Genomic DNA, 14,685 nt, shown 5'->3' on the forward strand with positions numbered 1-14,685 from the left:
TGTGTCTGCCTGCATAAGGTTTTCTGAACAGCAAGCAGAAAAATAGAAATGGGCGAACACATCGGTTTGCCCCTACGATTTGTTAAATCATCAATGTAATGTAGAAGCAGACCTATGTGTCTGCCCGTATAAGGTTTTCTGAACAGCAAGCAGAAAAATAGAAATGGGCGAACAGATCGGCTCGCCCCTACGATTTATTAAGTCATCAATGTAATGTAGGGGCAGACCTATGTGTCTGCCCGCATAAGGTTTTCTGAACAGCAAGCAGAAAAATAGAAATGGGCGAACACATCGGTTCGCCCCTACGATTTATTAAGTCATCAATATAATGTAGGGGCAGACCTATGTGTCTGCCTGAAGCTGATAGCCGAAAAGGAATCTGATCCAAAATGTTTACTTACAGTCGCGCAACGCCGTTCACAATACAATCTGTCAAAGCGCAAAAAGATCAACTCAAAAACCTTGAGCTAGCTGAATTTCAACAGGCTTCTATCTATCAATTACTAGAAAATCGCACAACATTTTATGACGATATATTGCAACACCTTTGGCAACATTTTCAGCTTGATCAACAACCAGATCTGAGCCTAATTGCAGTAGGTGGCTATGGGCGAGGGGAAATGTTCCCTCTATCTGATTTGGATTTTTTGATTTTGGCACAATCGCAACCTAGTGAAGAAATTCAGTTGCAACTCCGTCAATTTGTTCAGTTTTTATGGGACTGTGGGTTTGAAGTCGGGCATTCTGTTCGTACTTTGGCGGAATGTGAACAAGCTGGCCGAGAAGATATTTCTATCGCCACTAATTTGCTCGAAAGTCGCTACTTATGCGGAAATGAAAAATTATTTGAAAAACTCACCGCACTTTTAAAACAGTCCGATTTCTGGCGTTTGGCGGATTTTTATCAGGCCAAGATGGAAGAAAAAAATGTGCGTTATCAACGTTATAACAACACCAGTTATAACCTTGAACCGGATATCAAATACAGCCCGGGCGGTTTGCGTGATTTACATTTGCTCTATTGGCTCGCCCTACGGCATACCGGGGCAAAAAACTTGCAGGATATTTTACAAACGGGCTTTATTTACCCCGAAGAGTATGCGTTATTGCAAGAAAAGCAACATTTTTTGTTTAAAATGCGCTTTGCTTTGCACCTCATTTTAAAGCGTTACGATAACCGACTATTATTTGATCGCCAAGTAAAAGTGAGCCAATTGCTTGGCTATCAAGGGGAAGGTAATGAAGCCGTAGAAAAAATGATGAAAGCATTTTTTCAATCTTTACAAACGATTGCGACTCTGACGCATAGCTTAACGAAACATTATCGTGAACATTTTATAGACAAGCCAAGTCAGCAAACCTGTTTTCCGTTAGATCGTCATTTTCACGTTGCGAATAATGCCATTTGCTTAACGCAAAAAGACTGTTTTCAACAACAGCCAGACAGTATTTTAGATTTGTTTTTCTATCTCACTCAATACCCAACAGCAGAAATTCATTCCAGCACGCTACGCCAATTAATCCGCACGATTGAAACATTTCAAGGCTATTTAAGTGAAAATTCACCAGCGAGAGAAAAATTTCTCCGCTTATTTCAACAACCCAATTGCGTGCAACGAGCATTTTTGCCAATGCATCAATATGGCGTGTTACGCATCTATTTACCACAATGGCAAGCCATTGAAGGATTAATGCAATTTGATTTATTCCATAGCTATACCGTTGATGAGCATACTTTGCGTGTGATGCAAAAATTAGAACGTTTTACCCAGCCAGAAAGCCGATCTGCGCACCCTATCTGCTATGGCATTTTTACTCAATTATCACAGCGTGCTTTGCTTTATCTTGCAGGGTTATTCCACGATATTGCCAAGGGGCGGGGAGGTGATCACGCCGAGCTTGGTGCAAAAGACATTGCGGATTTTGCCGCGTTACACGGTTTTTCTGCTCAAGACAGTGAATTAATGCAATGGTTAGTCGCTCAGCATTTATTGATGTCGGTAACGGCACAACGGCGAGATATTGACGATCCCAATATCGTCCTTACATTTGCTGAGGAAGTTACGACTCAACAACGCCTTGATTTGCTCACTTGCTTAACGGTGGCAGATATTTGTGCGACTAATGAAACCCTTTGGAATAGTTGGAAACGTTCTTTATTAACAAAGCTTTATCAATCTACTACCGAGCAATTTAGCCTAGGAATGGCAAACCTGTTGGATAATCAGAACAAAATCGCACAGCATAAAAATCAGGCACTGGCATTATTACAACAAGAGAAGCCCGAACTTCTACAAGAAGCCATTCAGTGCTTATGGCAAACGTTCCCACAAGATTATTTCTTACGCAATAATCCAAAGCAAATTTGCTGGCATAGCGCACTCATTGCGGAAAGTCGAAAACAAAGTGCGGTGCAAAATGTAGTAAAAATCAGTAACCGCTTTTCCGCAGGGGGGACGGAAATCTTTATTCATTGTGAAGATCAAGACAATTTATTCCATAAAGTTGTCAGCACCATCGGCGCAAAATGTTTTAGTATTCACGACGCACAAATTCTCACGGCTGAAGACGGCAAGGTGTTTGACAGTTTTATTGTTACTGAATTAGATGGAACACTCGCGAAATTTGATCGCCGCCGCGAGCTAGAGCAAGCCTTGCAAAAGGCTCTGAGTGCGAACAAAATCGCGAAAATCAGCACGATGAAAAACCATCAGCTTAAGCCATTTCGTGTAAAAACCGAAGTACGCTTCTTGCATTTAGCGAAAAGCACACACACAGAAATGGAACTGTTTGCCCTTGATAAAGCAGGGTTGCTAGCAGAAATCAGCCAAATTTTCACCGCACTTCAGTTAAATATCCAAAACGCTAAAATTACCACAATTGGTGAAAAAGCGGAGGATTTCTTTATTTTAACCAATCGCGAAGGGAAGGCATTGTCGCAACAGGAAAGAGAGGCGTTAGAGCAGCGAATTTTAGCCTCGATATAATCAAATATAATTGAACACCGCTTTTTTAAAGAGCGGTGTTTTTTTGTGAATTTTTTCTTACTACTTGCGTAAATTTTCTAAGGCGACAGCGGTGATGATAATTGCACCGCCAAGTAACATTGTGAGCGTAGGGGCTTCATTAAGCCATAGCCAAGCAATAAGAATGGCATAAACTGGTTCAAGGGAAATAATCATCGCCGCCGTTCTTGCGCTTAGCACATCAAGGCTAGAAACAAAGAGCGTGTAGGCAAGGCTGGTGCAAAGCAAGCCAATGCAGGCGATCCAAAACCAATCTTGTAAAGAAACACTTGGCAATTCATTGGCGTAAAATGGTAAAAGCACAATAACGCCCACCAAATATTGCCACCAGCTGGCTTGGCTACCTGAAAGGAGGCCTCGATTTTTGCGATTTAGCACCGCAAGTAAGCCGTAAATCGCCCCTGAAAAAATGCCCCATAATAGGCCTTGTGTGGATTGGTTGCCAAATTCAAAGGCAGGGGTTACAAGGATTAATCCAAATGTAATGGCGAGTAATAAGAAAAATTCACCTAATTTTAACCGCACTTTGAATATGAGCATTTCAAATAAGCAGACAAAGGCGGGAAAACTGGCAAAGCCCAGTGTTCCCACTGCGACACCGCCAACTTTAACTGCAATATAAAAGGTGACCCAATGGGCAGTGAGTAAACTACCTAGCACAAATTGTAATAAAATGCCTTGTGCAGAAAGCTTGTTGAGAGGCATTTTCTTATAGAGGAAGAAGAGGGAGAGTGCCATAAGAGCGATAAATACACGCCCAAGCACTAACACGCCAGCACTGCTTTGAATCAGCACGCCCAGCACGCCCGTTAAACCAAATAACACTGCGGTACTATGTACTTTTAGCAATGCAAGCTGATAGTGTTTGTTGGCGTTTTCCATCATTTCTTCCTACTTTTCCTTAAGCATTTTTGATTGTGGCAAAGGCATTATCGGCTGCTTGCAAGGTGCGTTCAATATCTTCATCAGTATGTGCCAAAGACATAAAACCAGCTTCATAAGCGGAAGGGGCGAGATAAATCCCTTGTTCTAGCATTTTATGGAAGAATTGTTTGAATTTTTCCGCATCACATTTCATCACCTGCTGATAAGTGCTGACTTCAGGTTGGTCAGTGAAGAAAATACCAAACATTCCTCCTACATAATTCACCACAAATGGAATGTGATGTTTGTCCGCGAGGGCTTTTAAGCCAACGGCGAGTTTTTCCGTTAAAGTGGCAAGGCGTTGTTCGTTACCTGCTTTTTTCAATTCTGTTAAACAGGCTAGCCCCGCAGCCATTGCAATTGGATTACCAGAGAGCGTGCCAGCTTGATACACCGGACCTGTTGGTGCGATATATTGCATAATTTCTTTTTTTCCGCCAAATGCACCTACGGGCATTCCGCCGCCAATGACTTTGCCAAGGGTGGTTAAGTCAGGGGTTACGCCATAGTATTGTTGCGCACCGCCTAAGGCAACACGAAAACCGGTCATCACTTCGTCAATGATTAATAATGCGCCATACTGATCACAGAGTTCACGTAATTGTTGTAAAAAGCCTGCTTTAGGTGGAATGCAGTTCATATTTCCTGCAACTGGTTCAATAATGACACAGGCAATTTCATCGGGATATTGTTCAAAGGCTTGCTTAACAGAATTAATATTATTGTATTCACAAGTTAACGTCTGTTTTGCAAAATCCGCTGGCACGCCCGGTGAGCTAGGTTGCCCAAGGGTTAATGCACCAGAGCCAGCTTTTACCAGTAAGCTATCAGAATGCCCGTGGTAACAACCTTCAAACTTAATAATTTTATCTCGTTTGGTATAACCTCGCGCTAAGCGAATGGCGGACATTGTGGCTTCGGTACCAGAACTTACCATTCTGACCATTTCAATAGAAGGCACAAGCTGGCAAACTAAGGTGGCTAAATCAATTTCTAATGGGGTAGGCGCCCCAAAACTCAAGCCTTTTTCGGCAGTTTTTAGCACCGCACTTAAAATGGCGGGGTGGTTATGCCCTAAAATCATCGGCCCCCAAGATCCCACATAATCAATATATTGCTTGCCGTCCGCATCAAAAATATAAGCACCTTCTGCACGGTCAATAAATACCGGCGTACCACCGACGCCATTAAAGGCACGGACAGGCGAATTAACCCCACCGGGGATGACTTTTTGCGCTTGGGAAAAGAGGCTTTCTGAATGGTTCATTACTATTTGTCCTTTATCTTGTCTAAGAGAAATTGCATAAAACTGAAATATTGTACTGTAAAACTGAGTAAATTTATAAAAATATTTATGTACGCGTTTGCCTTTATGGTATGCTTTTGCCACTTATTTTTTACTGAAATTATTCATTATGTTGTTGAGTTTTCTGCTCACATTTTTCGGTGCATTGCTTTCTTTATTTGCAATGCGTCCGATTGCGCAAAAAATCGGTTTAGTGGATAAACCAAATTATCGCAAACGCCACAAAGGCGCAATCCCTCTGATTGGGGGCATTTCGCTATTTATCGGTAACTGTGTCTTCTATTTTCTTGAGTGGGAGCAAATGCGGCTGCCAGCGTTATATCTTTTCAGTATATTTGTGTTGTTAGCCATCGGTATTTTAGATGATCGCTTTGACATCAGCCCTTTCATTCGTGCGGGAGTTCAAGCCTTTTTAGCTATTTTAATGATTGATATGGGCAATATTTATCTCGATCATCTCGGGCAAATTTTAGGTCCATTCCAACTAACACTCGGTTCAATTGGGTTGATGATCACCGTGTTTGCAACGATTGCTGTAATCAACGCCTTCAATATGATAGATGGTATAGACGGTTTGCTTGGTGGCTTATCTAGTGTTGCTTTTGGGGCGATAGGCATCTTACTCGTTATGGATAATCAAATGGATCTCGCCTATTGGAGTTTTGCCTTAATTATTGCTATTTTACCTTATTTAATGCTTAATCTTGGCATTCCTTTTGGTACGAGATTTAAAGTTTTTATGGGGGATGCTGGCAGCACACTGATTGGCTTTACGATTATTTGGATCTTACTGCTTAGCACACAGGGTAAAGGTCACCCAATGAATCCAATCACGGCATTATGGATCATTGCCATTCCCGTGATTGATATGATCGCGATTATTTACCGCCGTTTGCGTAAAGGTAAAAGCCCATTTCGTCCTGATCGCTTGCATATTCACCATTTAATGGTGCGTGCGGGGCTAAGTTCACGCCAAGCCTTTTTATTTATCACCTTTATCGCCGCACTCTGTGCAGGTTTTGGGATTTTAGGTGAAATTTATTACATCAATGAATGGATAATGTTTCTCGGCTTTATTCTTCTGTTTTTCATTTATGTCTTTTCTATCGCCAGAGCGTGGCGTATTACTCGCTGGGTAAGACGCCTAAAACGCCGCCATCGCCGTCTAGCAAAACAATAAGGAGAAAACGATGCAATCAAAAAATACAGCAAAAAAATCTTTTATCATTATTTTATTTACGATTATTTTTGCTTTGGCTGGGTATGGGACAAGTTTTTTACAGAAATTACAGTGGAAGGCGGAAGCGAAAATCTCTCAACCAACCGTAAATCAATTAGGCAATTATTATGCGTTGGCATCAATGTATCAGTTTATTCAAGGTAAGAATGAGCCAGAAGCCTTGTTAGTGAACAACGTGTATGATGAATTTAAACGCCAGCTTTCTGCTTATGACAATATCCGTCAATTTTGGCTGCAAAGTTCCTACTATAAACAACGAGAAACAGGGAATGCACAAAATGATGAAGAATTACTCGAACAATTAGTAAAAACAGTCAAATTTTCCACCGCACTTAAAGGACAGCCAGAAACACTTTCTATTCAATTAGATAACCCTAAACAGGCGCTGGAAATGCTCAATGCATTTATTGAGCAAAGTAATCTTGCAACAAGAGAGGTGATTTACAATGAATTGATCGGGCAGTGGAAAAATTTGTTTAATCAAGTAAATAGTGCGGCTCAATTAAAGCTAGGCGCAACCTTACAGGCTAATACACTGGGGGAGCAAGATTGGCAAGGCAAATTAAATATGATGAAATCAGTCAATCCGCTTGATAATAATTTGACTGCTTATCGTTACCTTAAATCACCAATTCAACCGCTTCGTCCTGAACGTCAGGCATTATATTGGGTATTATTTGCAGGTTTATTGGGGCTGATGATAGGTATTTTCTTCGCAAACATACTCACAACAAAATCTAAAAAAGAAAGTATTGAAGAATAAAAAGTGCGGTTGGATTTTTTAGCGTTTTATAAAAGATAGACAAGTATTTTACGTTTTATAAACAAATTGAACAAAAAACTATCTTGTGATAAAAAAAATAAAAAAAATACTAGACAAGCTATTTGGAAACTCTTAATATATGCCCCGCAACGACGCAGTGAGATATAAAACGCGTTCGTAGCTCAGTTGGATAGAGCGTTGGCCTCCGGAGCCAAAGGTCGCAAGTTCGAATCTTGTCGAGCGCGCCAGAGTCAATGCAAACAACAATGGTGGCTATAGCTCAGTTGGTAGAGCCCCGGATTGTGATTCCGGTTGTCGTGGGTTCAAGTCCCATTAGCCACCCCAATTTATGTCGGCGAGTAGCGCAGCTTGGTAGCGCAACTGGTTTGGGACCAGTGGGTCGTAGGTTCAAATCCTATCTCGCCGACCACTTTTGCTCTTTAACAATCAATCAGACAATCTGTGTGGGCATTCGTTGATTTTCAAAAAGATTTAAAATTTAGAAATCAATGATGCTTAACTTGAAATTCGAAAAGAATATAACGTTATGTATTCATTGAGCGAGATTAAACTGAAGAGTTTGATCATGGCTCAGATTGAACGCTGGCGGCAGGCTTAACACATGCAAGTCGAACGGTAACGGGTTGAAAGCTTGCTTTCGATGCTGACGAGTGGCGGACGGGTGAGTAATGCTTGGGAATCTGTTTTATGGAGGGGGATAACCATTGGAAACGATGGCTAACACCGCGTAATATCTGAGGATTAAAGTAGTGGGACCGCAAGGCCACTAGCCATAAGGTGAGCCCAAGTGGGATTAGGTAGTTGGTGGGGTAAAGGCCTACCAAGCCTGCGATCTCTAGCTGGTCTGAGAGGATGACCAGCCACACTGGGACTGAGACACGGCCCAGACTCCTACGGGAGGCAGCAGTGGGGAATATTGCGCAATGGGGGGAACCCTGACGCAGCCATGCCGCGTGAATGAAGAAGGCCTTCGGGTTGTAAAGTTCTTTCGGTGATGAGGAAGGTGGACGTGTTAATAGCACGTTGATTTGACGTTAGTCACAGAAGAAGCACCGGCTAACTCCGTGCCAGCAGCCGCGGTAATACGGAGGGTGCGAGCGTTAATCGGAATAACTGGGCGTAAAGGGCACGCAGGCGGTAAATTAAGTGAGATGTGAAATCCCCGAGCTTAACTTGGGAATTGCATTTCAGACTGGTTTACTAGAGTACTCTAGGGAGGGGTAGAATTCCACGTGTAGCGGTGAAATGCGTAGAGATGTGGAGGAATACCGAAGGCGAAGGCAGCCCCTTGGGGAGATACTGACGCTCATGTGCGAAAGCGTGGGGAGCAAACAGGATTAGATACCCTGGTAGTCCACGCTGTAAACGCTGTCGATTTGGGGGTTGGGCTTTGAGCTTGGCGCCCGTAGCTAACGTGATAAATCGACCGCCTGGGGAGTACGGCCGCAAGGTTAAAACTCAAATGAATTGACGGGGGCCCGCACAAGCGGTGGAGCATGTGGTTTAATTCGATGCAACGCGAAGAACCTTACCTACTCTTGACATCCAAAGAAGGTCTTAGAGATAAGACTGTGCCTTCGGGAGCTTTGAGACAGGTGCTGCATGGCTGTCGTCAGCTCGTGTTGTGAAATGTTGGGTTAAGTCCCGCAACGAGCGCAACCCTTATCCTTTGTTGCCAGCATGTAGAGATGGGAACTCAAAGGAGACTGCCAGTGATAAACTGGAGGAAGGTGGGGATGACGTCAAGTCATCATGGCCCTTACGAGTAGGGCTACACACGTGCTACAATGGTGCATACAGAGGGAAGCGAGCCTGCGAGGGTGAGCGAATCTCAGAAAGTGCATCTAAGTCCGGATTGGAGTCTGCAACTCGACTCCATGAAGTCGGAATCGCTAGTAATCGCGAATCAGAATGTCGCGGTGAATACGTTCCCGGGCCTTGTACACACCGCCCGTCACACCATGGGAGTGGGTTGTACCAGAAGTAGATAGCTTAACCGAGAGGGGGGCGTTTACCACGGTATGATTCATGACTGGGGTGAAGTCGTAACAAGGTAACCGTAGGGGAACCTGCGGTTGGATCACCTCCTTACCGAAGAGAAGACGAATGTTCACACAGATTGGTTGATTGATGTTAGACAATGAGAAGCAAAGGAATACCCGAATCCCTTGAGGGTCTGTAGCTCAGGTGGTTAGAGCGCACCCCTGATAAGGGTGAGGTCGGTGGTTCAAGTCCACTCAGACCCACCACTCAAGTGATGAAGAAGAAATGATTGGGGATATAGCTCAGCTGGGAGAGCGCCTGCCTTGCACGCAGGAGGTCAGCGGTTCGATCCCGCTTATCTCCACCAAATCATCTGATAAGATGTAAATCATTAGTAAGTTCTTTTAGGTATATCTTAAGTCTATATACTTAAGATAGATTTTAGTCAGAGAATTTAGTAATGATAGTACACATAATCAGTATTATCCTATTTGCTCTTTAACAATTAAAAAACAAGCTGAAAACTGAAGAGACTTTCAAGCCGGTGATAAAAGATAAAGTTTATCATTGAATTGAAGAAGTCTGAGTAGAAGAAGACTTACTTGAACAAAAGCAAGTAAGCGATTCTCAACGAATGACGATGATAGCTTTAAGGAAAAAAATCCTTGAGGTTGTATAGTTAAGTGAGAAAGCGTACAGGGCGGATGCCTTGGCAATCAGAGGCGAAGAAGGACGTGCTAATCTGCGAAAAGCGTGGGTGAGTTGATAAGAAGCGTTTAACCCACGATGTCCGAATGGGGAAACCCGATAGGTGAAGAACCTATCATTGTTTACTGAATAAACTAGGTAAACAAGGCGAACCGGGAGAACTGAAACATCTAAGTACCCCGAGGAAAAGAAATCAACCGAGATTCTGTGAGTAGCGGCGAGCGAAAGCGGAGGAGCCAGTAAGTGATAGCGAGTGATTTAGGAGAATTGACTGGGAAGTCAAGCGAAACAGGGTGATAGCCCCGTATCTGAAAAATCGCGTGTGGTACTAAGCTTACGAGAAGTAGGGCGGGACACGAGGAATCCTGTTTGAAGATGGGGGGACCATCCTCCAAGGCTAAATACTCCTGATTGACCGATAGTGAACCAGTACTGTGAAGGAAAGGCGAAAAGAACCCCGGTGAGGGGAGTGAAATAGAACCTGAAACCCTGTACGTACAAGCAGTGGGAGCCCTTTGGGGTGACTGCGTACCTTTTGTATAATGGGTCAGCGACTTATATTTTGTAGCGAGGTTAACTGAATAAGGGAGCCGAAGGGAAACCGAGTCTTAACTGGGCGGCTAGTTGCAAGGTATAGACCCGAAACCCGGTGATCTAGCCATGGGCAGGTTGAAGGTTGGGTAACACTAACTGGAGGACCGAACCGACTAATGTTGAAAAATTAGCGGATGACCTGTGGCTGGGGGTGAAAGGCCAATCAAACCGGGAGATAGCTGGTTCTCCCCGAAATCTATTTAGGTAGAGCCTTGTGTGAATACCTTTGGGGGTAGAGCACTGTTTCGGCTAGGGGCCCATCCCGGGTTACCAAACCGATGCAAACTCCGAATACCAAAGAGTACTGCACAGGAGACACACGGCGGGTGCTAACGTCCGTCGTGGAGAGGGAAACAACCCAGACCGCCAGCTAAGGTCCCAAAATCTATATTAAGTGGGAAACGAAGTGGGAAGGCTTAGACAGCTAGGATGTTGGCTTAGAAGCAGCCACCATTTAAAGAAAGCGTAATAGCTCACTAGTCGAGTCGGCCTGCGCGGAAGATGTAACGGGGCTAAAATATAGTACCGAAGCTGCGGCATCAATCGAAAGATTGTTGGGTAGGGGAGCGTTGTGTAAGCGGAAGAAGGTGAATCGAGAGGTTTGCTGGACGTATCACAAGTGCGAATGCTGACATAAGTAACGATAAAACGGGTGAAAAACCCGTTCGCCGGAAGACCAAGGGTTCCTGTCCAACGTTAATCGGGGCAGGGTGAGTCGGCCCCTAAGGCGAGGCTGAAAAGCGTAGTCGATGGGAAACGGGTTAATATTCCCGTACTTGGTAAAGCTGCGATGTGGGGACGGAGAAGGTTAGGTTAGCGTACTGTTGGAGATGTACGTTTAAGTTGGTAGGTGGGTAGACTAGGCAAATCCGGTCTACTGTCAACACAGAGAGATGATGACGAGGCTCTAAGGAGCTGAAGTAACTGATACCACACTTCCAGGAAAAGCCACTAAGCTTCAGGCTTTACTAAACCGTACTGAAAACCGACACAGGTGGTCAGGTAGAGAATACTCAGGCGCTTGAGAGAACTCGGGTGAAGGAACTAGGCAAAATAGCACCGTAACTTCGGGAGAAGGTGCGCTGGCGTAGTGTGAAGTTCTTTGCGAATGGAGCATGAACCAGTCGAAGATACCAGCTGGCTGCAACTGTTTATTAAAAACACAGCACTCTGCAAACACGAAAGTGGACGTATAGGGTGTGATGCCTGCCCGGTGCTGGAAGGTTAATTGATGGTGTAATCGAAAGAGAAGCTCCTGATCGAAGCCCCAGTAAACGGCGGCCGTAACTATAACGGTCCTAAGGTAGCGAAATTCCTTGTCGGGTAAGTTCCGACCTGCACGAATGGCATAATGATGGCCAGGCTGTCTCCACCCGAGACTCAGTGAAATTGAAATCGCCGTGAAGATGCGGTGTACCCGCGGCTAGACGGAAAGACCCCGTGAACCTTTACTATAGCTTGACACTGAACCTTGAATTTTGATGTGTAGGATAGGTGGGAGACTATGAAGCGGTAACGCCAGTTATCGTGGAGTCGTTGTTGAAATACCACCCTTTAACGTTTGATGTTCTAACGAAGCGCCTGAAACGGGTGTTCGGACAGTGTCTGGTGGGTAGTTTGACTGGGGCGGTCTCCTCCCAAAGCGTAACGGAGGAGCACGAAGGTTTGCTAATGACGGTCGGACATCGTCAGGTTAGTGCAATGGTATAAGCAAGCTTAACTGCGAGACAGACAAGTCGAGCAGGTGCGAAAGCAGGTCATAGTGATCCGGTGGTTCTGAATGGAAGGGCCATCGCTCAACGGATAAAAGGTACTCCGGGGATAACAGGCTGATACCGCCCAAGAGTTCATATCGACGGCGGTGTTTGGCACCTCGATGTCGGCTCATCACATCCTGGGGCTGAAGTAGGTCCCAAGGGTATGGCTGTTCGCCATTTAAAGTGGTACGCGAGCTGGGTTTAGAACGTCGTGAGACAGTTCGGTCCCTATCTGCCGTGGGCGTTGGAGAATTGAGAGGGGCTGCTCCTAGTACGAGAGGACCGGAGTGGACGCATCACTGGTGTACCAGTTGTCTCGCCAGAGGCACTGCTGGGTAGCTAAATGCGGAAGAGATAAGTGCTGAAAGCATCTAAGCACGAAACTTGCCTTAAGATGAGTTCTCCCCGACTTTAAGTTGGTAAGGGTTGTTTGAGACTAAGACGTAGATAGGCTGGGTGTGTAAGCGATGTGAGTCGTTGAGCTAACCAGTACTAATTGCCCGAGAGGCTTAACTATACAACACTCAAGGGTTTTGGCTTGTTTTTGATTGAGAGAGTAGGGATTTTAGAGCGGAAGGTTTTAAAATCTTTAGAGAATAGAGATAAGATTTAGATGTGAGATAAAGAATTATCTTGGCGGCGTTAGTGCAGTGGACCCACCTAAATCCATGCCGAACTTAGAAGTGAAACGCTGTAACGCCGATGGTAGTGTGGGAGCTTCCCATGTGAGAGTAGGGCACCGCCAGGTTTTGAATGAAAGAAGAACGCCATTGAGGGAACTCAGTGGCGTTTTTTGTTTTTTAGGGAATAAAAGCAGATAAGCATCGGATAAAAGAGGATTGAAATCTAAGTAGGTTATTAAATTTTTAAAATTCACTTTTTGCAAAGTCAAATAAAAATTTCTATTTTTATTCAAAATAAGAGAAAAGGATTTATATAGCTGCTAAATTATTTAGGATATCCAACTAAAATTTCATTCCAATCTGGCTGAGTAAATTGAATTGCCAGTTTATTTCCCTTTTTATTAAAAGAGCGGTGTAATTTAGTTAGATTTTGGACTTTCCAACTATTACCCGATTTTTCTGTGCATTTATCGAAATCTAAGATCCAATATTTTTGTTCTGGCGTGACGAAATGTTGTACTAAAATAGTATGGGTGTTGAGGTTGGTGTAGCAAATTTGTCGATCATGTAATTGATGGATTAGTCGCAATACTCATTCAAACCCTGCTTCAAATAAACGCCTATCCATCGTAGCTGAATAAATCGTGAATGTAATTAAGCTATTTTGCTCTTTGATTTGAGCTGCAACAGATGATGTGCGCAGGTATCGTTTAGCAATTATTAGGCATAAGGGCGGTAATAAAAGGTATCCAATTCTGTTTCATCAATAAAATGGCTTGATATTTATAGTATTGTGCCAATACCTGTTGATAAGCGGCTACTTGCTCTGGTTTTGCTCTCCTTTATAGCGGGCTGTCTTTTTTACGCGTAATACCCAAAATTCACTCAAATAAGTCATATTTGAGTGTTATTTTAAGTGCGGTGCTTTTTTGTTAATTATTTACTCGCCAAAATCATTACTTTTTTGAGGATGGTGATTTTGCTCAGTGGTATCAACAAATGCGGGATAATGTTGATAGTCGCCCTTATTGGCAATATAGTGCCGTCAATGATGATCGCACCCGCCCAAGTCATAGCGCAATGAATGGTTTAGTATATGCCTATGATGATCCATTCTGGCACACCTTTTACCCGCCTAATGGCTTTAATTGCCGTTGTACGGTGATTGCCCTTGCCGAGCGGGATATTAAGCGGAGTAATTTAACCGTGAGCCAAAGCGAAGGGCGATTGGAGGAATATGAGCGTAAAATTAACCAACGAGAAACCGAGAAAACCAGGGCGCTTAAAGTGAATGAAGAGCGTTGGGTAATTACCGACCGTGGGTTTGATTACAATGTAGGACGCAGTAGTTATAAGCCGAATTTAGATCTGTATCCTGAAAAACTGGGGCATCAATTTGCCAAACGGGAAATGAGTGGCAGGGGTTATGGGATTTTGCTCAATTTGAAAGAGAATTTAATACTGCTATTAACTTTAGCTCCTATATGCCTTAAGTAATCTTGATAAGTCATCATCATTATTTATATTTTATACATTAGGTGCAAATTCATACAAATTCCGCATTAAGCAAATATAGAGATGGATTTTTTCTTAAAATATGTGATCTTGATCACTAAATACAATGAACTTTTTCAGATTTTACATTGACACTTGAATATTTCTTTGCCAATATAGCCGTGCTTCAAGTGAAGTCAGCTTTGACATTTTCTTTTAAGAAAAGTTTTAGCCTAACTTTAAAAT

The 14,685-nt window shown here is 43.5% G+C and carries 6 protein-coding genes, 5 tRNA genes, 3 rRNA genes and 1 pseudogene; 12 read left to right on the forward strand and 3 right to left on the reverse strand.

All coding sequences use genetic code 11. The features are described 5' to 3' along the window. Positions 1-389: 389 nt before the first annotated feature. Positions 390-2,987, forward strand: coding sequence for a bifunctional uridylyltransferase/uridylyl-removing protein GlnD (gene glnD, locus L5B90_RS08415; protein WP_265762646.1), 2,598 nt, complete (start codon positions 390-392; stop codon positions 2,985-2,987). Between the two features lie 60 nt (positions 2,988-3,047). Here glnD and L5B90_RS08420 read toward each other — a convergent pair whose 3' ends face one another. Continuing rightward, positions 3,048-3,908, reverse strand: coding sequence for a DMT family transporter (locus L5B90_RS08420; RefSeq protein ID WP_250351657.1), 861 nt, complete (start codon positions 3,906-3,908; stop codon positions 3,048-3,050). Between the two features lie 19 nt (positions 3,909-3,927). Next, entirely contained in the window at positions 3,928-5,217 is a 1,290-nt protein-coding gene (gene hemL, locus L5B90_RS08425; RefSeq protein WP_265762647.1) for a glutamate-1-semialdehyde 2,1-aminomutase, read from the reverse strand. Positions 5,218-5,365: 148 nt separating this feature from the next. Between hemL and wecA the strand changes: the two genes are divergently transcribed. The 10 genes from wecA (at position 5,366) to rrf (ending at position 13,070) form a co-directional block, all read left to right on the forward strand. Next, positions 5,366-6,436, forward strand: coding sequence for a UDP-N-acetylglucosamine--undecaprenyl-phosphate N-acetylglucosaminephosphotransferase (wecA, locus tag L5B90_RS08430; protein ID WP_265762648.1), 1,071 nt, complete (start codon positions 5,366-5,368; stop codon positions 6,434-6,436). A gap of 10 nt (positions 6,437-6,446) precedes the next feature. Beyond that, on the forward strand, positions 6,447-7,259 hold the full coding sequence (locus tag L5B90_RS08435; protein WP_265762649.1) for a Wzz/FepE/Etk N-terminal domain-containing protein: 813 nt from the start codon (positions 6,447-6,449) through the stop codon (positions 7,257-7,259). 171 nt (positions 7,260-7,430) lie between these two features. Next, positions 7,431-7,507 (forward strand) — tRNA-Arg (locus L5B90_RS08440). Between the two features lie 21 nt (positions 7,508-7,528). Next, positions 7,529-7,604, forward strand: a tRNA-His gene (locus tag L5B90_RS08445). 8 nt (positions 7,605-7,612) lie between these two features. Next, positions 7,613-7,689: transfer RNA gene (locus tag L5B90_RS08450), tRNA-Pro, on the forward strand. Between the two features lie 138 nt (positions 7,690-7,827). Continuing rightward, positions 7,828-9,371 (forward strand): 16S ribosomal RNA (locus L5B90_RS08455). A gap of 81 nt (positions 9,372-9,452) precedes the next feature. Further along, positions 9,453-9,529: transfer RNA gene (locus L5B90_RS08460), tRNA-Ile, on the forward strand. A gap of 25 nt (positions 9,530-9,554) precedes the next feature. Beyond that, positions 9,555-9,630: transfer RNA gene (locus L5B90_RS08465), tRNA-Ala, on the forward strand. Positions 9,631-9,940: 310 nt separating this feature from the next. Continuing rightward, positions 9,941-12,839, forward strand: a 23S ribosomal RNA gene (locus L5B90_RS08470). Positions 12,840-12,954: 115 nt separating this feature from the next. After that, positions 12,955-13,070 (forward strand): 5S ribosomal RNA (gene rrf, locus L5B90_RS08475). Together the 16S, 23S and 5S rRNA genes with 5 tRNA genes alongside form the textbook arrangement of a ribosomal RNA operon. Positions 13,071-13,270: 200 nt before the next feature. Here rrf and L5B90_RS08480 read toward each other — a convergent pair. Continuing rightward, positions 13,271-13,534 (reverse strand): lipopolysaccharide kinase InaA family protein, encoded by a 264-nt coding sequence (locus tag L5B90_RS08480; protein WP_265762650.1) that lies wholly within the window; start codon positions 13,532-13,534, stop codon positions 13,271-13,273. 401 nt (positions 13,535-13,935) lie between these two features. Between L5B90_RS08480 and L5B90_RS08485 the strand changes: the two are divergent. Then, positions 13,936-14,364, forward strand: a pseudogene (locus L5B90_RS08485) (phage head morphogenesis protein); the annotation flags it as partial. Between the last annotated feature and the right edge of the window lie 321 nt (positions 14,365-14,685).

It is taken from the genome of Avibacterium sp. 20-129 (assembly GCF_026226845.1).
GTDB lineage: Bacteria > Pseudomonadota > Gammaproteobacteria > Enterobacterales > Pasteurellaceae > Avibacterium.

What these genes read in the sequence shown, in the direction of transcription:
- glnD (WP_265762646.1), top strand. Translation starts at nt 390, where the DNA reads ATGTTTACTTACAGTCGCGCAACGCCGTTCACAATACAATCTGTCAAA.
- L5B90_RS08420 (WP_250351657.1), bottom strand. Translation starts at nt 3,908, where the DNA reads ATGGAAAACGCCAACAAACACTATCAGCTTGCATTGCTAAAAGTACAT.
- hemL (WP_265762647.1), bottom strand. Translation starts at nt 5,217, where the DNA reads ATGAACCATTCAGAAAGCCTCTTTTCCCAAGCGCAAAAAGTCATCCCC.
- wecA (WP_265762648.1), top strand. Translation starts at nt 5,366, where the DNA reads ATGTTGTTGAGTTTTCTGCTCACATTTTTCGGTGCATTGCTTTCTTTA.
- L5B90_RS08435 (WP_265762649.1), top strand. Translation starts at nt 6,447, where the DNA reads ATGCAATCAAAAAATACAGCAAAAAAATCTTTTATCATTATTTTATTT.